This window comes from Kitasatospora sp. NPDC001159 (assembly GCF_053598235.1).
Genome location: NZ_JBSFJV010000043.1, coordinates 1 through 24,865, shown reverse-complemented (window position 1 = coordinate 24,865; position 24,865 = coordinate 1). Strand labels below are relative to the sequence as shown.

General features: G+C 74.2%; 17 protein-coding genes. 2 read left to right on the top strand and 15 right to left on the bottom strand.

Annotation, left to right across the window (positions count from 1 at the left end):
* Nucleotides 1-10 precede the first annotated feature (10 nt).
* Genes ACWC9T_RS22260 through ACWC9T_RS22200 form a run of 13 tightly spaced genes read right to left on the bottom strand, consistent with a single transcriptional unit; the run spans nt 11 to nt 19,806 of the window.
* On the bottom strand, nt 11-7,879 hold the full coding sequence (locus tag ACWC9T_RS22260; RefSeq protein ID WP_449822786.1) for an amino acid adenylation domain-containing protein: 7,869 nt from the start codon (nt 7,877-7,879) through the stop codon (nt 11-13).
* A 26-nt stretch (nt 7,880-7,905) separates the two neighbouring features.
* Nucleotides 7,906-9,594: a condensation domain-containing protein gene (locus tag ACWC9T_RS22255; RefSeq protein ID WP_449822785.1), complete on the bottom strand. Its 1,689-nt coding sequence runs from the start codon at nt 9,592-9,594 to the stop codon at nt 7,906-7,908.
* A 58-nt stretch (nt 9,595-9,652) separates the two neighbouring features.
* Nucleotides 9,653-11,173: an AMP-binding protein gene (locus tag ACWC9T_RS22250; RefSeq protein WP_449822784.1), complete on the bottom strand. Its 1,521-nt coding sequence runs from the start codon at nt 11,171-11,173 to the stop codon at nt 9,653-9,655.
* Nucleotides 11,174-11,207: 34 nt separating this feature from the next.
* Complete coding sequence (locus tag ACWC9T_RS22245; protein WP_449822783.1) at nt 11,208-12,512, bottom strand: aminotransferase-like domain-containing protein; 1,305 nt, start codon at nt 12,510-12,512, stop codon at nt 11,208-11,210.
* On the bottom strand, nt 12,509-13,612 hold the full coding sequence (locus ACWC9T_RS22240) for an alpha-hydroxy acid oxidase (RefSeq protein WP_449822782.1): 1,104 nt from the start codon (nt 13,610-13,612) through the stop codon (nt 12,509-12,511). Before ACWC9T_RS22240 ends, ACWC9T_RS22245 begins: the two co-directional genes overlap by 4 nt.
* Nucleotides 13,609-14,670, bottom strand: a complete 1,062-nt coding sequence (gene hppD, locus ACWC9T_RS22235) for a 4-hydroxyphenylpyruvate dioxygenase (protein ID WP_449822781.1) — start codon at nt 14,668-14,670, stop codon at nt 13,609-13,611. The genes ACWC9T_RS22240 and hppD overlap by 4 nt, the downstream gene beginning before the upstream one ends.
* 14 nt (nt 14,671-14,684) lie before the next feature.
* Complete coding sequence (locus ACWC9T_RS22230) at nt 14,685-15,455, bottom strand: thioesterase II family protein (RefSeq protein WP_449822780.1); 771 nt, start codon at nt 15,453-15,455, stop codon at nt 14,685-14,687.
* Nucleotides 15,452-17,179: a non-ribosomal peptide synthetase gene (locus ACWC9T_RS22225; RefSeq protein ID WP_449822779.1), complete on the bottom strand. Its 1,728-nt coding sequence runs from the start codon at nt 17,177-17,179 to the stop codon at nt 15,452-15,454. Before ACWC9T_RS22225 ends, ACWC9T_RS22230 begins: the two co-directional genes overlap by 4 nt.
* Nucleotides 17,172-18,209 (bottom strand): TauD/TfdA family dioxygenase, encoded by a 1,038-nt coding sequence (locus ACWC9T_RS22220; protein WP_449822778.1) that lies wholly within the window; start codon nt 18,207-18,209, stop codon nt 17,172-17,174. Before ACWC9T_RS22220 ends, ACWC9T_RS22225 begins: the two co-directional genes overlap by 8 nt.
* A 26-nt stretch (nt 18,210-18,235) precedes the next feature.
* Entirely contained in the window at nt 18,236-19,078 is an 843-nt protein-coding gene (ddaH, locus tag ACWC9T_RS22215; RefSeq protein WP_449822777.1) for a dimethylargininase, read from the bottom strand.
* Between the two features lie 4 nt (nt 19,079-19,082).
* Nucleotides 19,083-19,295: an MbtH family protein gene (locus ACWC9T_RS22210; RefSeq protein ID WP_097239155.1), complete on the bottom strand. Its 213-nt coding sequence runs from the start codon at nt 19,293-19,295 to the stop codon at nt 19,083-19,085.
* Entirely contained in the window at nt 19,292-19,615 is a 324-nt protein-coding gene (locus ACWC9T_RS22205) for a hypothetical protein (protein WP_449822776.1), read from the bottom strand. The genes ACWC9T_RS22210 and ACWC9T_RS22205 overlap by 4 nt, the downstream gene beginning before the upstream one ends.
* An 11-nt stretch (nt 19,616-19,626) precedes the next feature.
* Nucleotides 19,627-19,806, bottom strand: a complete 180-nt coding sequence (locus ACWC9T_RS22200) for a hypothetical protein (RefSeq protein WP_449822775.1) — start codon at nt 19,804-19,806, stop codon at nt 19,627-19,629.
* A 250-nt stretch (nt 19,807-20,056) separates the two neighbouring features.
* On the opposite strand from ACWC9T_RS22200, the gene ACWC9T_RS22195 reads away from it, so the two are divergent.
* Together ACWC9T_RS22195 and ACWC9T_RS22190 are read left to right on the top strand one after the other, a co-directional pair.
* Nucleotides 20,057-21,034 carry a LuxR C-terminal-related transcriptional regulator gene (locus ACWC9T_RS22195; RefSeq protein ID WP_449822774.1) on the top strand — a complete coding sequence of 326 codons (978 nt, stop codon included), beginning with the start codon at nt 20,057-20,059 and terminating at the stop codon, nt 21,032-21,034.
* A gap of 134 nt (nt 21,035-21,168) precedes the next feature.
* Nucleotides 21,169-24,144, top strand: coding sequence for an AfsR/SARP family transcriptional regulator (locus ACWC9T_RS22190; protein ID WP_449822773.1), 2,976 nt, complete (start codon nt 21,169-21,171; stop codon nt 24,142-24,144).
* Nucleotides 24,145-24,287: 143 nt separating this feature from the next.
* Here ACWC9T_RS22190 and ACWC9T_RS22185 read toward each other — a convergent pair whose 3' ends face one another.
* Together ACWC9T_RS22185 and ACWC9T_RS22180 are read right to left on the bottom strand one after the other, a co-directional pair.
* Nucleotides 24,288-24,479 carry a hypothetical protein gene (locus tag ACWC9T_RS22185; RefSeq protein ID WP_449822772.1) on the bottom strand — a complete coding sequence of 64 codons (192 nt, stop codon included), beginning with the start codon at nt 24,477-24,479 and terminating at the stop codon, nt 24,288-24,290.
* Between the two features lie 86 nt (nt 24,480-24,565).
* Nucleotides 24,566-24,763, bottom strand: a complete 198-nt coding sequence (locus ACWC9T_RS22180) for a hypothetical protein (protein WP_449822771.1) — start codon at nt 24,761-24,763, stop codon at nt 24,566-24,568.
* Nucleotides 24,764-24,865: the final 102 nt, after the last annotated feature.

Here is a 24,865-nt window from a genome sequence, read left to right as displayed (position 1 = left end):
ACGGGCGGGTTCAGAGCGTGGCGCGGCCGAGCGTGGGGCGTGCCTGGGGCGCGTCGCGCAGCCGGACGGCGGTCATGGCGGGCGTGGGGTTCTGGAACAGGTCGCGGATCTTCAGCTCGCGGCCCAGCTCCGCCCGTATCCGGCTGATGAGACGGGTCACCAGCAGCGAGTGGCCGCCGAGGGCGAAGAAGTTGTCGTCGGGGCCGACCGACTCCTTGCCGAGCACCTGCGCGTACAGTTCGCGGACCCGCTGTTCGGTCCCGTCGCCGGTGTCCGGAGCGGCCGCGTTCTCGGACGGCCGGTCCTGGGCGCGGTGCGGCGGTCGCGCGAGCGTGCCCACCGGCTGCCCGGGGTCGGCCGCGAGGTTCCGCAGGACGGTGGCCAGGTCCTGCGCCAGCCGCTCGGCGGTCCGGTGGTCGAACAGTTCGGTGGCGTAGGTGAGTTCGCCCACGAGGCCGAGCGGGCTGCCGTCCGCCGCGCGCTGTTCGCCGAGGTCGACGCCCAGGTCGAACTTCGACACCTGCCACTCGAACGGGTGCGCCTGTGCGTCGAGGCCTGTCAGGCGGGGCAGGGCCGGGGGCTCGTTCTGCACCTGGAGCAGCACCTGGAAGAGGGGGTGGCGGGCCAGGGAGCGTTCGGGGTTGAGGTCGACCACGACCCGTTCGAAGGGCACGTCCTGATGCTCGTACGCGGCGAGGTCGGTCTCGCGCACCCGGTGCAGGAGGTCGGTGAAGGTGGGATCGCCGGAGACGTCGGTGCGCAGCACGAGGGTGTTGACGAAGAAGCCGACGAGGTCGTCGAGTGCTTCGTCCGAGCGGCCCGCGACCACGGTGCCGACGGGGATGTCGGTGCCCGCGCCCAGGCGCGACAGCAGCACCGCGAGGCCGGCCTGCAGCACCATGAACAGGGTGCAGCCGTGCTGCCGGGCCAGTTCCAGCAGGCGGGCGTGGAGTTCCGCGTCGAGTTCCACCGGGACGGAGCCGCCCGCGAAGCTCGCCACGGCCGGCCGGGGCCGGTCGTGGGGCAGGGCCAGCTCGGCCGGGGCGTCGGCCAGTTCCTTCCTCCAGAAGTCCAGTTGGCGACGGATCAGGCTGTTCGGGTCGTGCTCGTCCCCGAGCAGCTCGCGTTGCCACAGGGTGTAGTCGGTGTACTGCGCCGGGAGCGGCTCGAACTCGGGCGCGCGGCCTTCCCGCCGGGCCGCGTAGGCGGTCGCCAGGTCGCCCAGCAGGGGCGCCCAGGACCAGCCGTCGGTGGCGATGTGGTGCACCACCAGCACCAGCACCCATGCGTCGCCGCCCAGTTCGAACAGCCGGGCGTGCAGGGGCAGGTCCTGCGCGAGGTCGAAGTGGTGACCCGCCGCCTCGCGTACGGCCCCGGGCAGGTCCGCCTCGGTGAGGCGCTCGCACTGCAGCGTCACCGGCGCCTGTGCCGCGGTGCGCAGCCGGATCCGGGGTTCCCCGTCGATCTCGTCGAACAGGGTCCGCAGCACGTCGTGGCGGGCGGTGAGATCGCCGAGTGCCGCGTTCAGGGCGGCCACGTCCAGCGGGCCGTGCAGCCGGTAGGCGAAGGGGACGTTGTGGTCCGCGGACTGCTCCTGCGCCTGCTGGGCGAACCACAACCGGTGCTGGGCGAAGGACAGCGGGGGCTCCTGCGCGCACGGTGTCCGGCACAGTGGCGGCCGGGCGTGCCCGGCGCGGCCCGCCAGCTCGGCCAGCGCGGCGACGGTCTGCGCCCGGAAGACGTCCCGCAGCGACAGTTCGACGCCCAGGGCCGTGCGGACGCGGCTGACCAGCCTGGTCGCGAGCAGGGAGTGGCCGCCCAGGTCGAAGAAGCCGGCGTCGGCGGCGACGGTGTCGAGGTCCAGGAGCTCGGCGAACAGACCCGCCAGGATCTCCTCCCGGGGGGTGCGCGGCGGGCGGCCGTCTGCGGTGGACGGCGCGGGTTCGGGCAGGGCCCGGTAGTCCACCTTGCCGTTGGCGGTCAGCGGCAGGTCGTCCAGGACGACGATGTGCGCGGGGACCATGTAGTCCGGCAGCAGGCCGGCGAGCCGGGCGCGCACGTCGGATCGGGAGAGTGCGCCGACCACGTAGCCGACCAGCCGCTTCTCGCCGTCCCCGGCCGCCCTGGCGGTGACCACGGCCTGGCGCACGCCCGGGCAGGCGGCGAGCGCGGCCTCGACCTCGCCCGGCTCGACCCGGAAGCCGCGGACCTTCACCTGTTCGTCGGCCCGGCCGAGGAATTCCAGCAGGCCGTCCGTGCGCAGGCGGGCCAGGTCGCCGGTGCGGTACATCCGGGTCCCGGGTGCGCCGAAGGGGTCGGCGACGAAGCGCTGTGCGGTCGTCGCCGGCCGCCGGTGGTAGCCGCGCGCCACTCCGGCACCGGCGACGTACAGCTCGCCGGGGGTGCCGGGCGGCACTGGGCGCAGCCGGTCGTCGAGCACGTGGACCCGGGTGTCGTCCAGCGGCCGGCCGATCGGCACCGGGCCGTCGACGTGGCTGGTGACGAGGTGGGAGGTCGCGCAGAGGGTCACCTCGGTCGGGCCGTACAGGTGGCGGACGGCCGTGGCCGGGCAGGCGGCCTGCACCGCCCGTACCGCGGCGGGGCTGACCACGTCGCCGCCGGTCAGCACCTCGCGCACGGTGGCCAGGATGCCGGGGTGCTCCTCGGCGACCACCCGGAACAGTCCGGCGGTGAGGTGGACGGCCGTGACCCGCTCGTCGCGGATGAGTGCAGCGAGTGCGGCGACGGTGAGTTCGCCCTCGGGGGCGACGACCACCTGCCAGCCGGACAGGAGGGCCACCCACAGCTCGTAGTTGGCGATGTCGAAGGCGTGCGGGGCGTGGAACAGCACGCGCTGGGGTCCGCCGGTGTGCCAGCTGCGGTCCGCCACCAGGTCCAGGACGTCCCGGTGGGTGACGGCGACGCCCTTGGGTTCGCCGGTGGAGCCCGAGGTGTGCATGAGGTAGGCCAGCTGGTCGGGGCGGCACCGCGCCGGCGGGGCGGCGGCGTCGCTGTCGCCGCCTTCCGCCGGGTGGTCGGCTTCGGCGCCGCTCACGAGGACGGTCTGCCCGCATCCGAGTCCCAGCCCGTGGAACCGCTCGTCCACCAGCAGGACCGGGCAGCCGGCGTCGTCGAGGATCCGCTGGATGCGCGCGGCGGGGTGGCCGGTGTGCAGCGGTACGTAGGCGCCGCCGGCCTTGAGCACGGCCAGCATCGCCACGACCACGTCGGGGGAACGCCCCATCAGCACGCCGACCGGGGTCTCGGTGCCGACACCGATCCGGGTCAGCCGGTGTGCGAGCCGGTTCGCGCGCTCGTCGAGCTCGCGGTACGTCAGCTCGACCGGTCCGGCCTTGAGCGCGACGTCGTCAGGGGTGCGGGCCGCCTGGCGGGTGAACGCCAGGTGGACTCCCCCGGGGGTATCCGGGCGCGACGGCGCGGCGGCCGGCCGCTCCCCGACCAGCCGGGTGTGCTCCCCGGGCAGCAGCAGCTCCAGCTCCGACACCCGTGCGCGCGGCCGGGAGACCACCGACTCCAGGACCGTGCGCAGCCGTGCGCCGAGTGTGCGGACGGTGTCGCGGTCGAAGAGCTCGGTGCGGTACTTGGCCACGGCGCGCAGTCCGCCCGCCGGGCCGGTCTGCTCGGTGAACTGGAACGCGAGGTCGAACTCGGCCTCGGTGACGTCGACTTCCGTGGTGTCGGCGGTGAGCCCGGCCAGCTCCACGGCGGCCGTGGACGCCGCGCGCCGCAGGGTCAGCGCCACCTGGAAGAGGGGGTGACGGGCCAGCGAGCGGCGCGGGTTGACCGCCTCGACGACCTGTTCGAAGGGCACGTCCTGGTGGGCGAACGCGGCCAGGTCGGTCTCCCGCACCCGGTGCAGCAGCTCGCCGAAGGCGGGGTCGCCCGAGAGGTCGGTGCGCAGGACCAGGGTGTTGACGAAGAAGCCGACCAGGTCGTCCAGCGCCTCGTCCGAGCGGCCGGCGGCCACGGTGCCGATGGGGATGTCGGTGCCCGCGCCCAGGCGCGACAGCAGCACCGCGAGGCCGGCCTGCAGCACCATGAACAGGGTGCAGCCGTGCCGGCGGGCCAGCGCCTCCAGCTCGCCGGTGAGCGCGGCGTCCAGGTCGAAGGCGACCGCGTCGCCCGCCGGGCTCGCCACCGCCGGGCGGGGCCGGTCGGTGGGCAGGGCCAGCTCCTCGGACAGCCCGGACAGCGCCTCGCGCCAGTGGGCGAGCTGCTCCTCCCCCACGCCCTCCAGCAGGTCCCGCTGCCAGAGCGTGTAGTCGGCGTACTGCACCGGCAGCGGTGCGCGGTCCGGCTCCCGGCCCTGGCGCCGGGCCGCGTACGCCGCCGCGAGGTCGCCGAGCAGCGGCCCCCAGGACTCGCCGTCGGTGGCGATGTGGTGGATCGCCAGGACCAGGGTGTGCTCGTCGGGCCCGGCCGCCAGCAGGGCGGCGCGCACCGGAGCGGCCGTGGCCAGGTCGAAGGCGCGGCGCGCCACCTCGGCGACGTCGCCCCGGGCCGTGTCGAGGATCTCCAGCTCCAACGGGGCCGCGGGCAGCACGCGCTGGCACGGCTCGCCGTCCACCTCCGGGTAGACGGTGCGCAGGATCTCGTGCCGCTCGGAGAGGTCGGCCAGCGCCGCGCGCAGCGCGCTCACGTCGACCGGGCCGCTGAGCCGGGCGGCCACCGCGCTGTGGTAGGCGGGATTCGGCCCGTCGAGGCGGTCGAGGAACCACAGCCGCCGCTGGGCGGCGGACAGCGGCAGCCGGGCGGGGCGCTGCGCGGGCCGCAGCGCCGGGCGGGCGCCGCCCGCGCCGTCGAGGCGGGCGGCGAGGCCCGCGACCGTGGGGGTGTTGAAGACCTCGCGGACCCCCAGTTCCACGCCGAGGGCGCCGCGCACCTGGGTCACCAGGCGCATGGCCAGCAGGGAGTGGCCGCCCAGGTCGAAGAAGTCGTCGTCCACGCCGACTTCGGGCAGGCCCAGCACCGCGGCGAACAGGCCCGCCAGGACCTCCTCGTGGGCGGTGCGCCCGGTGCGGCCGCCCGCGCGGTGGCCGGGTGCGGGCAGGGCCCGCCGGTCGAGCTTCCCGTTCGGCGTCACCGGCAGGGCGTCGAGGACGACCACCGCCGGCACCATGTGCTCGGGCAGCACGGCGGCCAGGGCGCGGCGCAGCGCGGCGGGCGTCGGGTCGGCGCCCGTGGCCGGCACCACGTAGGCGACCAGCCGCGGATCGCCCGGCCGGTCCTCGCGGACGACGACGGCCGCGTGGGCGACGCCGTCGCAGCCCGCGGCGGCGTTCTGGACCTCGCCGAGCTCGATCCGGAAGCCGCGGATCTTCACCTGGTCGTCGGTGCGTCCCAGGTATTCCAGGACGCCGTCCGCGTTCCAGCGCACCAGGTCGCCGGTGCGGTACATGCGCTCGCCCGGCGCGAAGGGGCAGGCCACGAACCGCTCGGCGGTCAGGCCGGGCCGGCCGAGGTAGCCGCGTGCCAGCTGGACGCCGGCCAGGTAGAGCTCACCGGCCGTGCCGGGCGCGGTCGGTTCGAGCCGGTCGTCGAGCACGTACGCGCGGGTGTTGGCGGCGGGGCGTCCGATCGGGACGGGGCCGGGGCCGGGCCGGCAGGCCCAGAGGGTGACGTCGACGGCGGCCTCGGTCGGGCCGTAGAGGTTGTGCAGCTCGGTGTCCGGGAGGGTGCGGAAGAACGTCTCCTGGGTGTGGGGGGAGAGCGCTTCGCCGCTGCTGATGACCCGGCGCAGCGAGCGGGCCCGCGACGCGTGGGGGTCGCTCAGGAACGCGTCCAGCATGGACGGCACGAAGTGCGCGGTGGTGACGGACTCGCGTTCGATCAGCCCGGCCAGGTAGGACGGGTCCTGGTGGCCGCCGGGCCGGGCCACCACCAGGGTGGCGCCGGTCAGCAGCGGCCAGAAGAACTCCCACACCGACACGTCGAAGCCGCACGGCGTCTTCTGCAGCACGCGGTCGTCGGGGCCGAGCCGGTAGGTGCGCTGCATCCACTCCAGCCGGTTGACGATGGCCTCGTGGGAGACGAGGGCGCCCTTGGGGCGGCCGGTGGAGCCCGAGGTGAAGATGGCGTAGGCGGGGTGGCGGGGGTCGAGGGCGGGCCGGGGCGCGGGAGTCGCCGCGGGCAGCGGGGCGTCCAGGCGCAGGGTCGGCGTCCCCGGGGCCTGCCAGCCGGCACTGATCAGCAGCGCCGGGGCGGCGTCCGCCATGATGCCGAGGTTGCGGGCATCGGGCTGGCCTGGGTCGACGGGCAGGTACGCGGCGCCGGCCTTGAGCACGGCGCACAGGGCGACGATCAGGTCCAGGGAGCGCGGCAGCGCGACCGCGACCAGGCTCTCGGGCCCGATGCCGCGGGCGGTCAGCACGGACGCCAGGCGGCCGGCGCGCTCGTCCAGCGCGCGGTAGCTCAGGTGCTGCCCCTCGAAGACGACGGCGGTGGCCTCGGGGGTGCGGGCGACCTGGGCCTCGATCAGTTCGGGCAGGGCTTGGGCGGGGAAGTCGGCGGCGGTGTCGTTCCAGTCCACGAGGACGCGGCCCCGCTCCTGGGCGGTGAGGGCGTCGAGGGCACTGACCGGGGCGTCGGGGTCGGCCGCCCACCGCTCCAGCAGCCGCACCAGCCGGGCGCCGAGTTCCGCCGTCCGCTCCCGGTCGAGCAGTTCGGGGTGGTGGCTGAGCCTGAGCCCGAGGCAGGCCCCCGGCTCGACCACCAGGGTGAGCGGGAAGTGCGTGGTGTCCCGGAACCGGATCCGCGCGTCCAGGTCGACGCCCGGCAGGTCGAGCGCGTAGTCGCTCATCGGGAAGTTCTCGAAGACCAGGTTCGTGTCGAAGAGGGCGGCCGGGGAGCCGGCCAGGCGCTGGAGCTCGGTCAGTCCGAGGTGGTCGTGGTCGGCCAGGTCGGCGCGCTGGTGCTGCAGCGCCCGGCACGTCTCGCGCAGCGGGGCGGATCCGTCGATCCGGGCGCGGACCGGCACGGTGTTGATGAGCATGCCGATCATCTGGTCGGAGCCGGCCAGTTCCGCGGGCCGGCCGCTGACCGTGCAGCCGAACACGACGTCGTCGTGGCCGGTGCTGCGCGCGAGCAGGACGGCCCAGGCGCCCTGGATCACGCTGGTGAGCAGCAGGCCGCACTCCCGGGCCCGGGCGGTCAGGGCCGCCGTCTGCTGCTCGTCCAGGTGCAGGACCACGTCCTCGGGTGTGGCCCCGGGCGACACCTGGCCGCCCGGAGCGAGCCGGGTGGGCTGGTCGAGACCGGCCAGTACGGTGCGCCAGGCCTGCTCGGCCGCCGGGCGGTCGCGCTGCGCCAGGTGGGTCAGGTAGGTGCGGTACGGCCGGACGGGCGGCAGTTCGCCGTTCCAGTAGAGGGCGAACAGTTCGCGGAAGAGCAGTCCGAACGACCAGCCGTCCAGGAGCAGGTGATGGGCGGTCACCAGGAGCCGGTGCCGGGTTGCGCCGAGCCTGACGAGGGTGAAGCGCAGCAGCGGCGGGCGGCTGCTGTCCACGCCCAGGGCCCAGTCCTGCTCGGTCAGTTCGGCGGCGCGGGCCTCGGCGGTGGGCGCGTCGAGGCCGCCGAGGTCGTGCTCCTGCCAGGCCAGCGGCATGTCCCGGCGGACCACCTGGACGGGGTCGCCGTTCCTGCGGTGCGTGAAGGCGACCCGGAGGTTGGCGTGGCGGCGCAGCAGGGCGTCGGCGGCCTCCTTGAGCCGGGCCGGGTCGAGCGCGCCGTCCAGGTCGACCGTGAACTGCGCGATGTAGAGGTGCTTCGACTCCGGGTCGTATCCGGAGTGGAAGAGCATGCCCTCCTGCAGCGGGGAGAGCGGCAGGACGTCCTCGATCGCCGGCTGGCTGGTGTTCATGGGCTGGGTTCGCTTTCTGGAGTGCGTCAGAGGACGTCGAGGGCGGCTGCGAGGTCGTCCAGCTCGTCCTGGTCGATCGTGGAGAGCGTGAGGTCGGCGGCGACCGCGGCGCCGGCGTCCGGACGGACGGCGTACGCGACGAGGGCGGTGAGCATCCGGAACCAGGTTTCGGCGAGTGCGCGCACCTGCGGTTCGTCGAGGACGCCCGGCGCCCAGGCCCAGTCGGCGTGCAGGACGGGCCCGTCCGCCGAGTCGAGGACGAACGCGTTGACCTCGACGGGGTGCGCCATGGGCATGCCGGGGCCGGGGGCGTCCAGCCGGGCACCGTACTCGGGCAGCAGCTGCCAGTCGGCGTCTGCCCCGCCGAAACGGCCGAGGTAGTTGAAGCCGAGCTGCGCCGGGTCCGTGGTGGCCAGCACCTGGCGGGCGTGCGGGTCGAGATGGCGCAGCAGGCCGTAGCCGAGCCCCTTGCGGGGGATCGCGCGCAGCTGTTCCTTCACCCGCCGCAGGGCGAGGGCGACGGTGGGGCCGCCGTGCGCGGCGTCGGGTGCGTCCAGCCCGTCCAGCGCGAAGCGGGTGGGGAAGAGGGTGGTGAACCAGCCGACCGTGCGGGAGAGATCGGCCTCGGCGGGGATCTCCTCGCGGCCGTGCCCCTCCAGGTCCACCAGGAGGCTCGGCCCGCAGGCGGGCCAGCGGGCCAGGGCGAGTGCCAGGCCGGTCAGCAGCAGCTCGTTGGTGTCCGCGCCCAGCCGGTCGGGCACCGACGTCAGCAGCGGTCCGACCGTGGCGGCGGGAAGGCTCAGGGCGAGGTGCGCGGCCAGGTCCTCGTGATCGCGGGCCGGGTCGAGCGGACGGCTGCCGACGGGGTCGGATCCCGGCCTCAGCACGTCGCTCCAGTACGGGAGTTCGGCGGCGCTCCGGTCGTCGGCGGCTTCCGCCGTGAGCAGTTCGGACCAGCGGCGGAAGGAGGTGGGCACGGGATCGAGGCGTGGCGCGCGGCCGGCCGTGACCGCTGCCCATGCCTGCGCCAGGTCGCCGGTCAGCACACGCCAGGAGATGCCGTCGACGACCAGGTGGTTGACGACGAGGGCGAGGCGGCCGGGCCGGTCCGGGCCCGCGTCGAACCAGACGGCCCAAACGAGCACGCCGTCCTCGATCGACAGGCGGTCCCGGGCCGCGTGCACCTCCCGTTCCACCTCGCGGGCGGTTTCCGCGCCGTCCGTTCGGACCCGGAGGAGACAGTCCTCGGCCCTGACGGTGCCGGCCGCCCGGGTGTGCGGCACTCCGTCGACCGTGTGCAGCCGGAGCATGTCGTGCCGGTCGAGGACGGCCTGCAGCACCGTGTGCGCGGCCTCCTCGGTCAGTTCCGCCGGGGTGCGCACCACCAGGAACTGGTAGTAGCTGTCGGCCGGTCCGCCGCGCTCGCGCAGCCAGTGCATGATCGGCGTCGGCCGGATCGGCCCGATGCCGTCGTCCTCGCCGGCCCGGCGGGCGGGCGCCAGCGGTCGGGCGGTGGCGGCCAGGGCCGCCACGTCCGGCTGGGTCAGCACGTCGCGGACGGTGACGGCCAGTCCGGCCCGGCGGGCGGCACCGACGACCTGGACGGCGATGATGCTGTCGCCGCCCAGCCGGACGAAGCCGTCCTGCGGTCGGACCTGCGGTATCGCGAACAGGTCCGCCAGTACGCCGCACAGGATCTGCTCCGGCGTTGTCACGTCGTTCTCCATCGTTGTCTGCCTTGTCCTCGCTCGTTCTCGTTCTGTCGCGGGCTTCTCAGGCGGTGCGGACCGTGCCGAACAGCGTGCGCAGCCGTGCCCGGTCGACCTTTCCGTTCGCGGTCACCGGCAGTTCCTCCAGCGCGTGGAAGTGTTTGGGCACCATGTACGCGGGCAGGTGCGCGGCGCAGTGCGCGGCGAGCAGTTCGGGCTGCGTGCCGTCGGTTGCCGTCGGGGTGTAGGCGGCGGCGAGCCGGCGGGAGCCGGCGACCTCCACGGCCACCACCACGGCCCGGCGCACGCCCGGCAGCGCGTTGAGGACCGCTTCGACCTCGCCGGGCTCGACGCGGTAGCCGTTCACCTTGAGCTGGTCGTCGGCCCGTGCCACGAAGTGGAAGTCGGTGCCGTCGAAGCGGACCAGGTCGCCGGTGGCGTAGCAGCGGCGCGCCGTGCCGTCGTCGTGCGGCAGGGTGCGGAACCTGGCGTCGGTGAGCTCCTGGTCGCCGAGGTAGCCGAGGCCGACGCTGTCGCCGGCGACCATCAGTTCGGCCTCCTCGCCCGGGGCGAAGGGCCGCAGCGCGCCGTCCGCGTGGCGGAGCAGTTCCGCTCCGGCGACGGCGCGTCCGATGGGCGGGTGGTCGGGCCAGTCGGCGGCCTGGTGGGGCGTCAGCCGGTGCTGGGTGACGACGTGGGTCTCGCTGGGCCCGTACTCGTTGACCAGGGTGATGCCGCCCGCCGCGCAGAAGCTGCGCACCTCGGCGTTGACGACCAGGCGCTCGCCCGCCACGGCGATCTCCCGCAGGTCGGGCATCGCGTCCGGTTCGAACGCGGCGGCCGTGGCCAGCGCGTGCAGGCCGACCACCGGCAGGAAGAGCCGGGCCACCCGGTGCTCGCGGATCACGTCCATCAGCGTGAAGGGGTCCTGGCGCTGGTGGTCGTCCACGACGACCAGCCGGGCTCCGGCGAGCCAGGTGGCGACGAGTTCCTCGTAGCCCACGTCGAAGCCGATGGACGCCGCCTGCAGGGTGTGCGGCGGACGGTCGTAGGACCAGTGCCGGACGTGCCAGTCGCCGAGGGCGGCCAGGACTCCCGGCGGCACGGCCACCGACTTGGGCTCGCCGGTGGATCCCGAGGTGGGGATGACGTAGCCGACCGGTCCTTCGCGGGGTACCTCCAGCGGGTTGCCGCGTACCTGGTCGACGGTGTGCTCGCTGCCGTCCGGGCCGGTCGGCCCGGCGTCGTCGGCGCGCAGCACGAGGTCGCTGAACCGGGTGATCTTCGCGGCCCGGGGCGCGGGCATGCCGGGGTCGACGCAGACCACGCCGGCCCCGGCCCGCCAGGCGCCGAGCACGGCGGCGCAGCGTGTCCAGGACCGGTGGCCGTGGACGGCGACGACGTTGCCCGGTCCCAGGCCGCGGGCGGCGAGGCCGCCGGCGATCTCGGCGGACAGCCGGTCGAGTTCGGCGTAGGTGTGCTGGACGCCACGGTCGACGACCGCCACCGAGGCGTGGTGGCGGCGGACGGCGGCGAGCAGGGGGTGGATGAGCGACCGCCGTGAACCGCTCGCTTCGGTGTACATGGAAGTCCCTTCTCGGGTCGTGTCCGTCGCGGGGTCAGACACCCGGCGTCGAGGCGCACTCGGCGATCAGGGCGGCCAGCCGGTCCAGCCCCGTCTCGATCTGGTCAGCGGTCAAGGAGCTGCAGGAGAGGCGTAGTTGGCGGCCGGCGCGGTCGTTGTCACTGAAGTGGCGCATCGGGGTGAAGAGCACGCCGTGCCGTACGGCGGCGTGTTCGAGCAGTTCGTCGGTGACGGGGAACGGCACGGTGAGCACCACGAAGAAGCCGCCCGCGGGGGTGTTCCAGCGCACCCCGGGCAGTTCGGCGAAGCGTCGGTGCAGGCCCTGGAGGAGACAGCCGAGGTTGCGCCGGTAGATGCCGATCTGGCGCCGGTTGGCGTGCAGCAGGCTGCCGCCGTGTTCCAGCAGCATGCCTCCCACCAGGGCCTGGCTCACCGGTGAGGTGTTGACGGTGACCATGCTCTTGGCCCGCGACAGCTCGTCGGCGAGCAGGGTCTCCTCCGGGCCCACGACGCGCTGGTCCGCCACGGCGAATCCCACCCGGGCGCCGGGGAAGCAGGTCTTCGCCAGCGACCCGAGGTAGACCACGCGCTGCCCGGTGTCGAGCGCCTTCAGCGTCGGGGGCCTGCCGCTCTCGGCTGCCTGGAAGTAGCCGTAGGGGTTGTCCTCCAGGAGGAGGATGTCCTCCTGGGCGGCGATCTCCAGCAGCCGGTGACGGGTCCGCACGTCCATGGAGTGGCCGCTGGGGTTGGAGAAGTCGGGCACCAGGTACAGCGCCCGGGGCCGCTCCCCCGCCGCGCGGACCTCCCGGATCCGCTCCAGCACGTCCTCGGGGCGGACACCCCGGGGGCCTTCCTGGACCGGCCGCACGGGCAGGTCCACCAGGCGGGCGGCGCCGGTCAGGCCGACGTAGGTGGGGTCCACCGCGAGCACGACGTCACGTTCGGTCGCCCGCAGGGCGCGCAGCACCAGCCACAGTGCCTCCTGGGCGCCCACGGTGACCACGATGGCCTCCGGGTCCACGGTGATGCCCTCGTCCCGTTCGAGCTGCCGGGCGATGAGTTCGTGGACGATTCCCTTGGTGCGGCCGTACTGGAACAGCTCCCGCCGTACCCGGGCCTCGTCGTAGCCCTTCTGCTCGGCCAGGTGGCGGCGGTAGGTGTCGAGGTAGCGGTGCAGATCGGCCGGGTCGAAGAGGTCCTCGGTGGGCCGGCCCGGGGCGAAGGAGACCGCCTCGGGGAAGCGCCCCGCCACCTCGTTGAGGAAGTTCATCGACAGCAGGGCGGGGTCGGCGAGCGAGGCGTGCAGATCCGCGCGGTCCAGTACCACGGGTGCGGTCATCGGGCCGCCCCCAGGACCGAGAGCCACGGCGCGTCGGCCGGGCCGGTGCAGCCGGACAGTTCCAGGGCGGATCGCAGCTCGGCGCGCAGCAGGCGCAGGACCCGGTTCACCCCCTGCTCGCCGTCGGCGGCCAGGCCCCACAGGACGGGCCGGCCGAGCAGGACGCCGCTCGCGCCGAGTGCCAGGGCCTTGAGGACGTCGGTGCCGCTGCGGATCCCGCTGTCCAGCAGCACGTGGCAGCGGGTGGGGACGGCTTCGCGTACGGCGGGCAGCATGTCCACGCTGGCCACCGCGCCGTCCAGTTGGCGGCCGCCGTGGTTGGAGACGACGATGGCGTCGGCGCCGACGGAGGCGGCGGTGGCGGCGTCGCCCGGATCGAGGATCCCCTTGACGATCAGGGGCAGCCGCGTCTCGCCGCGGAGCCGGGCGAGGTCGTCCCAGCCCAGGGAGCGGGCGAAGGTCTCGGCCGTGTGCTGCGCCACGGCCGAGACACCGGGCTGGCGCTCGCGGGCCCGGCCGGTGCCGGCCGGGTCGAGGTGGACGGCGGCCACGTCGGCGGGCAGCGCGAAGCCGTTGCGCAGGTCGCGCAGCCGGCGGCCCATCGAGGGCACGTCCACGGTGACCATCAGCGCCGCGCAGCCGGCCTCCTCGGCGCGCCGGACCAGTTCCGTCGTGGCCGCCGGGTCCTGCTGGCAGTAGAGCTGGAACCAGGTGGTGCCGCCCAGCGCGGTGACGGCCTCGACGGGCTGGCTGCTCAGCGTGCTCACGGTGAACGGCACGCCCGCGGCCGCGGCCGCGCGGGCGGTGGCGAGTTCGCCCTCGGGGTGGACCAGCCGCTGGTAGGCCATCGGTGCGACGGCGACCGGCAGGGCCGCGCGCGCGCCGAGGAGTTCGGTCGTGGTGTCGCCCCCCGTCCCGCCGACGAGGACCCGGGGTACGATCCCGATCCGGTCCAGTGCGGCGCGGTTGGCGGCCAGCGTCAGTTCCTCGCCGCTGCCGCCCTCGATGAAGTCCCAGACCTCCCGGGGCAGTGTCCGGCGGGCGAGTTCGGCGAACTCCTCCAGCCGTACGGGATCGCGGCCCGTGTCGTGAGCGCTCACCGCTGCACCGCCCCGGCGCTCAGGCGCTCCGCCTCGACGGCTTCGTACAGCGCCTTGATGTTGCCGTTGCCGAAGGTGCGGGCGCCGAAGCGCTCGATCACCTCGTGGAACAGCGTGCGCCTCGGATGAGTGGAGCGGGTGAAGATCTGGAACAGCTGGCCGTCGTGGTCCTCGTCGACCAGCACGCTGATCCCGTGCAGCTCGGAGGTGCTGTGCCGGGTCAGTTCGAGGCGGTCGGCGAGCATCGTGTAGTAGGCGTCGGGGACGCTCAGGAACTCGACGCCGCGCTCGCGCAGCGTGCCGACGGCCCGGACGATGTCGCGGGAGGCGAAGGCCACGTGCTGGACGCCGGCGCCGCCGTGTTCGGCCAGGAAGCGGTCGATCTGGCCGGGCTCGGCGCTCGTGTCGGGCTCTATCAGGGTCAGGGTGACCTCGCCGGAGGCGCTCTGCACCACCTTGGAGTCCATGGCCTGGGCACCGACCCTGATCAGCTCCTGGAAGATCATGCGGAAGCCGAGCACCCGCGTGTAGAAGTCCACCGTGCGCTCCAGTTCCCCGGACGGCAGGCAGACTGCGAAGTGGTCGATTCCCTCCAGGAGGTCGTCGCCGCGGTCCTGCGCGGCGTCCGGCAGCGCGGTGAAGCCCGGCGGGAGTGCGGTGGGCCCGGGATCGACGAGCGTGTGCACCACGTCGCCGAAGCCGGCCAGCACCGCCGTGGTCCGGCCGTCGGGGTGGCGGCGCGGCACGGCGAGCGGCACCGCCCCGCGGGAGACCGCCTCGTCGAAGACGGCGGGTACGTCGGCCACGGTCAGCGCGATGTCGGCCACGCCGTCGCCGTGGGCCAGGACGTAGCCGGCGCCCGGGTGGTGCGGCGAGCGGGCCTGGGTGAGGACGAGGACGATGCGGCCCTGGCGCAGTGCGAGGGACTGCGCCTGCGCGGAGGAGGCGCGGGCCACCGGGCGGAAGCCGTAGCGGTCGGTCAGTTCGGCCGCGGCCGAGTCGACGTCGGCGACGTGGAACTCGACATGGCTGATGCCGAATGCGGGAGAGAAGGTCATGGTTGGGCCGTTCGTCAGAGGGCGGCGGTGGCGGGAGACGTGAGCGAGGCGATCCGCGCCGGGAGGTCGCGCCAGGTCTCGGGCGTGTAGAAGTGACCTCCCGGCAGGACGTCGTGGCGGAACGCGCCGCTGGTCAGGCCCGCCCAGCGGGAGGCGACGTCGTCCCCGATCACCGGGTCCCGGTCGCCGGAGAACACCTGGAGCGGAACGTCGATCCGGGTCCCCGGGGTGTAGCGGAAGGTGTCCCGGGCGCACAGGTCGGCACGCATCAACTCCACTGCCATCTCGGTGAGTTCGGGTTCGCCGAGGACGTGATCGGGCAGCAGGCCGTGGGTGCGCATCCAGTCGAGCAGTTCGTCGTCGCGCTGCCCCTGGGCCAGGAAGCGGTCCCGGTCGGTCACCCCCCGGTCCGGGGCGTTGCAGGCGGAGACGACCAGCGCCTGTGGCGCGGGGACGCCCGCCGCCGCGAGCCGGGCGGTGACGTCGAAGGCCATCCAGCCGCCCATGCTGTGGCCGAACAGGACGTACGGTCCCTGCGCCGCGACCGAGGCGACGCCCCGCGCGGCGTCCGCAGCGAGCTCGGTCCAGGTCTGCGCGTACTCCTCGGCGAAGCGCCCTTCACGCCCCGGGTAGCAGATCGCCACCAGGTCGACGTCGTGCGGCAGCGCCGGGATCCAGGAGTGGTAGGTCGCGGTGCCGCCGCCGCAGAAGCCGAGGCACACCAGGGTGCGGGCCGGGTCACGGCTGTGCTTCAGGCGCACCACGGTGGTGTCCGGGGCGCTCACGAAGCCGCTCCCGCACGGACCGACTCCGCGTGGCGGGCCAGGTCCCTCAGCCGGGGGAACCGGTAGACGTCCTTGGTCCGCAGCACGATCCCGGCGTCCCGCTTGAGGCGGGAGACCACCCGCAGCGCCACCAGCGAGTGGCCGCCGAGGGCGAAGAAGTTCTCGTCCGCGTGGACGGTTTCGCGGCCGAGCACATCGGCCCAGACGTCGGCGATCAGCCGTTCGAGCTCGGTCCGGAGAGGCTGTGCGGCGGTGTTCGGCACCGACGTGACGGCGGGCAGCGCGGCGGTGTCCACCTTGCCGTTGGGGGTCAGGGGCAGCGCGTCCATCTGCACGAGGACGGACGGTACGAGGTGCCCGGGCAGTGTGGCGGCACAGTGGGCACGCAGCTCGTCGCCGCTCACCGTCCCTCCCGGTACCGGGACGTAGTAGGCCGCGAGGAAGGTGTCCCCGTCCGGGCCCGAGCGCAGCGCGGCAACGGCGGCGGTGACGTGGGGGTGTGCGCGCAGCCGGTCCTCCAGCTCGCCGGGCTCCACCCGGAACCCACGAATCTTGATCTGGCGGTCGGTGCGGCCGAGGAACTCCAGTGCGCCGTCCGGCCGGCGCCGGACCTCGTCCCCGGTGCGGTACATCCGGGTGCCGTCGGCGGCGAACGGATCCGCGACGAACCGCTCGGCGGTCAGTCCCGGCCGCCCCACGTACCCGACGGCCACGGCCGGACCCGCCAGGTACAGCTCTCCCCTGGTGGCGGGCCTGAGCGCGCTGTCGAGCACATGGGCGCGCACGTGGGCCAGGCCGTCGCCGAGGCGTGGGGCGTCCCCGGTGATGCGGGTCGCGGTGGCGTCGACGGTGCATTCGGTCGGACCGTAGAGGTTCCACGCCTCCAGCGACTGCGCCTGGGCCAGCGACCGCCACAGCTGCTCGGGCACCGGCTCGCCGCCGAGCAGCAGCCGCAGGGCCCGGCCGGGCCGCAGCCGCGGACCGATCAGCTGCCAGTGGGACGGGGTGGAGTCGAGGTCCGTCACGGCGTGCTCGTCGAGCAGCGCGTCCAGCCGGCCGGGGTCGGTGCGGTCCTCGTCGGTCAGGACGACCAGGGTGTCGCCCCGGCAGACCCTGACCCACTGCTGCACGGACGCGTCGAAGGACAGGCTGGCGTTCCATCCGACCACCCGGTGCCCGGCCGGGTAGACGCCGCGTTCCTCCAGGCCCGCCACCAGTGCGGCGACGCTCGCGTGCGCGACCTCCACCCCCTTGGGGCGTCCGGTCGACCCCGAGGTGTAGATGACGTACGCCGGGGCGGGCGAGTCGCCCCCGACGTCGTCCGGTTCCTCGTCCGGCCGGCCCGGCTGGCGGGTGCTCAGCACCGGCAGGCCGTCCGCCCACGGGGGCCGGCCGGTGTCCGAGATCACCGCGCGAAGTCCGGCGTCGGCGGCGACGAAGGCGAGCCGGTCGTCGGGGTACGCAGGATCGAGCGGCACGTAGGCGGCGCCCGCCCGCCAGACGGCCAGGGGGGCCACGACCCAGTCCGTTCCCCTGGGCACGCTCACCCCCACCCGGTCGCCACGGCCGATACCGAGCGCGCGCAGCGCCCCCGCCAGCCGGGCCGTGCGCGCGCCCAGTTCGGCGAAGGTGAGGGTCCCGTCGGCGCCGTGCACCGCGGCCCGGTCCGGGAACGACCGGGCGCTCTGCACGAACCGGCGCACCAGGGCCTGCGGGTCAGCCATGGGACACCGCCGTGGCGGCGGTCGCGCGCGGGGCGACGGTCGGTGCGCAGTCGTACACCGAGACCGGCTCGCCCATGGCGACCACGATCCGGCGCTCGCCCCGGAAGGGGTCGCGGGCGTGCGCGGTCAGGACGTTGTCGACCAGCAGGAGGTCGCCCGGCTGCCAGGCGCGGCGCACGGTGGCGTTCTCGTACGCGGTGTTGATGCTCTCCAGGTCCGCCGCCGTGAGCGGGATGCCGTCGCCGAGCCCGGTGTTGAACGGAAGCCCGTCCGGCCCGAGTTCGTCCAGCAGGACTTCGCGGATCTCGTCATCCAGGGAGAACTGGCTCCAGAACGCCAGGTGGTTGAACCACACGTCCTCTCCGGTGTGCGGGTGCCGGACGATCCCGGGCCGCACCTGGCTGGTGCGCAGACGGCCGTCCGCATCCCAGGCGCAGGAGATGTGGTTCTCGGCGCAGTACTTCTCGACCTGCTCGGGGGACTGCGTCCCGAACGCGGACTGCCAGGCGACCGAGAGGCTTTCCGAGTAGGTGCGGGTCAGGATCCAGCCGGACGCGCGCATCCGCTCGACCAGCTCGGCCGGAAGGGCGCGCAGCACCTCGCGGCAGTCGGCGACCGGGGTGGCGCCGCCCTCCTCGGGCGCGGTCAGGCAGCCGAAGAGCAGCAGCCCCGGGAAGGTCAGGGTGTAGCTGTTCTCGTTGTGCGGCCTGATCGCCTGCCCGGCGGGCAGGTCCGTGGAGGAGAAGACCCCGCCGCCGAAGTCGCTGCGCGGAGTGGCCTTCTCCCGGTACGGGGTCGCCCGCGGGATCAGCTCGTCGCGGACCAGCGCGAAGTCCTCCACGCTGCGGACCGGCAGCCCGCGCAGGTACACCGCCCCGTAACGGTGCAGTCCGGCCCGCAGGTCGTCGTGGTGGTCCGCGAGCCAGGCGCGGGCTTCGGCCGCGTCGGCCAGCTCGGGTGCCTGGATGGTGGCGGGGGCACCCGGTTCCGTGCGCCAGTCGAGGGCACTGCCCCGGGGGGCGCCGCTCACCGGTGAGCTGTCCGTCGGTACGCCGGTCACTGCACACCGCCCGGGGCCGGTGCGGCGTGGCGCAGCTCCAGGGTGCAGCACTTGACGCTGCCGCCGCCCTTGAACAGCTCCGAGAGGTCGACGCCGATCGGCTCGAACCCGCGCTCGGCCAGCCGGTCCATGAGGTCGCGCGCGGTCTGGGACAGCAGCACGTGGCGCCCGTCGGAGATCGCGTTCAGCCCGAAGGCCTCGGCGTCGGCCTCGGTGGCGAGGAGCGCGTCGGGGTACAGCTCGCGCAGGATCTCGCGGGACTCCGGCGAGAAGGCGCCCGGGAAGTACATGATCTCGTCGTCGTCGAGCACGGCGAGCGCGGTGTCCAGGTGGTAGAAGCGCGGGTCCACCAGGGTCAGGCTCACCACCGGGACGCCCAGCACCTGCGCGGCCTCGGCGTGCGCGGCCGGGTCGGTGCGGAAGCCGGTGCCGGCCAGGATCCGGTCGCCGACGACCAGGTAGTCGCCCTCGCCCTCGTTGACGTGGCGGGCGGTGTGCACCTCGGTGTAGCCGTGCCGCTCGAACCACGCCTGGTAGGCGGGCGCCTCGGCGGCGCGTTCGGCGTGCCGGAACCTGGCCACCAGGACACGGCCGTTCAGGACCGTGGCGCCATTGGCGGAGTAGACCATGTCGGGCAGGCCGGGTACGGGTTCCACCAGTTCGACGGTGTGACCGAGCTCCTGGTGGAGGGCGTACAGCCGCTCCCACTGCAGGACGGCCAGCGCCGTGTCGGTCGGCTTGGCTGGATCCATCCACGGGTTGATGCGGTAGTCGACGGTGAAGTGGGAGGGGCGGCACATCAGGTAGTGCCGGGGGCGGGCGGTGCGCTGGATCGGCATCGGATCACGCCTCCTTGAGGGCGGCGATCAGGCTCGCCGGGCGCAGGTCGGTCCAGGTGTTCTCGATGTGGTCCAGGCAGTCCTGCCGTCCGGCCGGGCCGTGGGTGGCCGTCCAGCCCGGGGGAACCGCGAGGGAGGCGGGCCACAGGGAGTGCTGGTTCTCCTCGTTGACCAGGACGAGGTAGGTGGCGTCCTCGTCCTCGAAGGGGTTGGTCACGGATGCTCCTGTTGCGTCTTGTGACGGATGACGTCTTGTCGAAGGGATGGTTCGCCGGCGATGAGCCAGCCGCTGAGCGGAGGTGAGATCGCGAGCGCGCGGCGGCAGATGGCCAGCGCGGCGGCTCTGGCGGTCAGTCCGGGTGTCGCCACGGTGAACATCCCGAGGCGGATGCCGTGCGGGCGAACCTGCACGCTGACGTGCTCCAGGCGTTCCCCGGGGGCTGCCGCGGCCCAGAGCAGGTCGATGATCTGGCGGCGGTCCGGCGGGCGGACCGCGACCGGGTCGGCGGGGGTGAGGGCGATGAGGGTCAGCTCCACGCCGGGCTGCGTCAGTCCCAGATGAGGCCGTCGGCGGCCACGGCCGGTCCTGCCGCGTGGAGCGCCCCCGTGGCGCGCACCTGCGGGTGCTCCTGCCCACCGGACTGCCCGCCGGACTGCCCGGCGACGGCGGTCGCCAGGACGATGGCAGCGGCGCAGGCCGCACGGACGACGTGGATGCGAGAAGTCATGGCGGTGCCCTCATCGGAAGTGGGAGAGAGGTGGCCGGGTGAGCCCCCGGCGGGCGCCCGGCACGGCCGGAGCGACGTGTCCATCCTCGCCGCCCGGATTCCTCCGGGGGAACGGGTTCAGGACCGGCAAAACCGTCCAGGCCGCTTTGTGACACCCGCTCAGCTGCGTAGACCCGGGCGTGTATCGCCCGTAGATGCCCGGCGTGCAGGCTGGACGCAGATCCACCGGGTGACCACAGGAGGGAAGGCGGTGTCCGTGACGCTCTGCCTGGAGACGCTGGACCAGACGGTGTACGAAGAGATGCTCAGCCACACGGCGCTGGGCGTGGACGAGCTCGCGGCCAAGCTGGACGTCGGGCCCGACCGCATCCGCGACTGCCTCGACAGGCTGTTCGCGCTGCAGTTGGTCCAGGCGTCCTTCGAGACCCCCAGCAGGTTCACCGTCGTGGACCCGGTCCTCGGAATGAAGCGGCTACTGGAGCAGCAGCACGAGGAACTGGTCCGGAGCCACCGCCAGGCGGCAGGCAGCCAGCAGGCCCTGATCAGGATCCTGGCCGGCGCGGGCGGCGGCGCCCAGCAGGCGGACGGTGTCGAGCGGCTGGCCGGGCTCGACGCGGTGCAGCGGCGGCTGGAGCGTCTGGCCCTGGAGGCCGGGAACGAGATCCTGACCTTCATGCCCGGCGGGCCCCAGTCCCCCGCCTCGCTGGAGGCCGCCCTGCGCAACGACGCCCTCGTCCTGCAGCGCGGTGTGGCGATCCGCACCATCGGCCTGGACGCCGTCCGCGACGACGCCGCGACCCTGCGTTACACCCGCGCGCTGGTCGGGCGGGGCGGTGAGTTCCGTACGGCCGCCGCGCTGCCGACCCGCATGGTGGTGGTCGACCGGGCGTACGCCCTGGTGCCGATCGATCCTGCGGACAGCCGCAGGGGCGCGCTCTTCCTCTCCGCACCGGGCATGATCGCCCCGCTGCTCGCCCTGTTCGAGCGGGAGTGGGGAGCGGCCGTACCACTCGGCAGCGACCCGTCCGACGCCTCGTACGTGCCGAACGAGCAGGAGCGTTGTCTGCTGGCCCTGCTCGCGCAGGGCCACACCGACGAGTCCGCCGCGGGCCAACTGCACATCTCGGCCCGCACCGCCCGGCGGATCATGGCCTCGCTCATCGAGCGGCTCGGCGCCCGCAGCCGCTTCGAGGCGGGCCTGCGTGCGGCCCGGCTCGGCTGGGTCTGACCCGCTGGACGGGTGACGTGCCGATGTCATGATCTTGCCCCTTAGGATGACGTCCCGTACACCGGCGTGCACCAGGAGACTGGAGACCAGCCACCGGTGAGAGCCGTGCGCCCGGGGGGACTGTGGAATTCTTCGTGCTCGGACCTGTGGGCATTCGCAACGGCGGGTCCGTCGTGTCCGGTGGTCCGCCGCAGCAGCAGGCGGCCCTGGCCGCGCTGGCGCTCCGCTCCGGCCACGTGGTTCCCCTGCACGAGCTGATCACCGCCGTGTGGGGCGAGGCGGCACCAGAATCCGCGGTGATGATCCTGCGGACGTACGTGTGGCGGCTGCGCAAGCTCCTGGAGGCCGGTGGCCGCGATCCGCAGGTGCTGGCGTCCGCGAACGACGGCTACCGGCTCGCGGCGCCGCCGGCGTCGGTCGACGCCTTCCAGGCCGAACAGCTGGCCGCCGACGCGGCGCGCGCCCGCGAGGCGGGCCGCTACGACGCGTCCGCCGAGTCGCTGGCCGAGGCCGTTTCGCTGTGGCGGGGCGAGCCGCTGGCGGGGGTTGCGGGGCCGTTCGCGCAGAACCAGCGCTCCCGCCTGTCCGAGCTGCGCCTCCACCTGCTGGAGGAGCGCTTCGACCTCGACGTCCTGCTGGGGCGGCACGCCCAGGTGGTCCCCGAACTGACCGGCTTCATCCACGAGGAACCACTGCGCGAGCGGCCGTACGGACTCCTGATGCGCGCGCTGTACGCTGCCGGGCGTCAGGGCGACGCCCTGGCCGTGTTCGCCAAAGCACGCGAGGTGATCGCGGACCAACTCGGGCTGGACCCGGGCCCCGAACTCCGCGCGCTGCACGGCCGGATCCTGGCCTGCGACCCCGAACTGGTCGCCCCGGTACCGGCACCCGCCGGCACCGGCGCGGTGCCGGCGCGGGCGGAGGCCGGCGACGCCGGGCAGCCGGGTCCGGCCCCCTTCGTCCGCCCGGCCCAACTCCCCGCCGGCATCGCCGACTTCACTGGCCGGACCGCCGAACTCGCCGTCCTGTCGGACGCCCTCGCCGACCGGGACCGCACCGCCCTGGCCGTCGCCACCGTCAGCGGGATGGGCGGAATCGGCAAGAGCGCGCTGGCCCTGCGGGTGGCGCATCACGTCAAGGAGGCGTTCCCCGACGGCCAGCTCTACGCCGACCTGCGCGGCACCGGCACGGACCCGGCCGATCCGGGAACGGTCCTGGCCAGTCTCCTGTCCGCCCTGGGGGTGCCCCGGCGGGAGATACCCGGCTCGTTGGAGGACCGGGCCCGGCTGTTCCGGACAGTCCTCGACGGACGCCGGGTGCTCCTCCTGCTCGACGACGCGCGCGACACCGCCCAGGTCAAGCCCCTGCTTCCGGGCTCCGCCCGTTGCGCGGTGGTGGTGACCAGCCGGGCCCGCCTCGCCGGCCTGCTGTCGGGCAGCCACGTCCAGCTGACGGAGTTCAGCCCGGCGGAAGCCCTGGGCCTGCTGAGGCAGATCGTGGGCCCGGAGCGGGTCGACCGGGAGGAGTCCGCCGCGGCCGCACTCGTCGGCGCGTGCGCCCAGCTGCCGCTCGCGGTGCGCATCGTGGCCGCACGGCTGGCGGCCCGGCCGGGCTGGACGGTGGCACACCTCGTGGTCCGGCTGGCCGACCAACGGCGACGGCTGGCCGAGCTGCGGGCCGACGACCTGGCAGTCGCCGCCGTCTTCGAACTCGGCTACCGCCAACTGACGGACCAGCAGGCGGCGGTGTTCCGCCGGTTGGCCCCCGTGGCCCGGCCGAGCATCGGCCTGGCCACCGCGGCCGCGGCGCTGGACCTGGCGGAGGCGGACGCGGAGACGCTTCTGGAAGCGCTGGTCGACGCCGCGCTGCTCGAATCGCCGGAACCGGGCCGGTACCGGCATCACGAACTCGGCCGGGACTTCGCGCTGAACCTGACCGGACCGCACACCGATGCCTCGGACGAGGCGGACGCCGCGGTGCAGCGTCGCCTGCTCCACCACCTGATGGGAATGGCCGCCGAGGCTTTCCAGCGGATCGTGCCCGGGGACCCGGTGCACAGCACGATCACCGCCACGACCGCGGAGCCGGGCGACGCACGGCTCGGGGACCTGGCCGAGGCCCGGGCCTGGGTCGTCGCGGAGTTCGACTTCGCGCTCCACGCCGTCCAGCTCGCGCTCCGACGGCAGGACGGCGCCGAAACGGAGCTGCTGACGGTGGCCGCCGACCTCCTGGTGGCCCTCAGCTCGTTCGGCCAGGACATCCCGTACGCACGCATAGCCGTCACCGCCGAGGCGCTCGCCCGGGCCGCGGAGCTGAGCGGGAACCACCGCGCGGCCGGACGCGCCCGTTTCATCTGCGGCAACGCGGCCCTCCAGGCCACCCAGTTGACCCGGGCGCGCGCCGACTCCCACATGGCGGTGGAGGCGTGCCTCCAGGCCGGCGACCGCGCCATCCTCCAGCAGGCGTACAACGACCTGGGCGTCATCGCCCAGTTCGAGCAGCGCTACGACGACGCGGCCGAGTGCTTCGACCGGGCGCTCGCCCTGGCCCGGGAGCAGGGGCACCGCTCGGGCGCGCTGACCATCACGCTCAACGCCGCACTGGCCAGGATCCGCGGCGGTCGCGCCGACGAGGCGCTGCCCGCCTGCGAGGAGGCGCTGGACGCGCTGCGCGCGCTGGCGGACTACCACGGTGTCGCACACGCGCTGTGCGTCCGCGGCCAGGCCCTGCACGAACTGGGCCGCCTGCACGAGGCGCTGGCCAGCTACGAGGAGTGCCTCGACCTCTGCGAAACCGTACGGATACCGGGCCAGCAGGCACAGGCACGCTACCGGTACGCGGACACCCTGAACGGTCTCGGCCGCACCGAGCCCGCGCTGGACGCGGCGGCCAAAGCGGTGGCCCACCTCCGCACCGTGCCCGACCGCTACCGGGACCAGGGCTACGCCCTGCTGGTCCACGCCCGCATCTCGCTCGACGCCGGCCACCGTGACGACGCGCTGGCACATTCCCGCGAGGCGCTGGAGGTCTTCACCCGGGCCGGACTGCCCGAGGCCGCGCAGGCGCGCCTGATCGTGGACACCGCCGCTGCCCCGCTTCCGGCGGCCTGAGCCGGAGATCGCAGCGGGCGGCGCCCTTCGAGGATCACGTCGGCGCTCCTGCGGGACGGAGGCCGGGTCGTGGCTCCAGTCGGCGAGGCGGTGCCACCGGAAGTAACGCCCCGGCCCCACCGTCCGCCCGCGCCCGGGCGCCGTCAGGCCTTGGTGTTGAACTCCGAGGTCCCTTGGCCGGGCTTGCCCTGGTGGTCGGCCGCGGACGCCAGCCGCGCGTCACCGGGGTGGGCGGCCGTGCCGGCCACGGTTCCCAGCACGGCCAGGACCGCGGCCAGGGCGGCGGGAACGAGGAAGGCCAGACGGCGCGTGACGGACTTCTGGATGCGCTGCACGGGAGACCCCTGTCTGTTCGTCCAGGAGCCCGTGGGTGACACCTGGCTTGCGAGTTGTTCTGCGACCGACTATCGCAGGGCTCCATCTACATCTCATATACGCGCCGAGCACGGGGCCGTCGCAGGGCCGGGAGCGACACGGCTCCCCCGGTCGCGGCGTGCCACAGCGGGTGGAACAGGTGCAGCACGGCGGGGACTTGAGTGGCCTCCAGCGACGCGGGTGCGGCCGGGGTAGGCCCGGCGGCGGTGTTGACCGCGACGGCCTGGCTGGTGGTGATGTTCACGACCGCCTAGTACTGCAACCGCAGTTATGGGGTGTGGCCTCGGCGTTTGTAGTGGCTGCGGCGGGCGCGGGTCTGGCTGCGCCGTCGCCAGTATGACCAGCG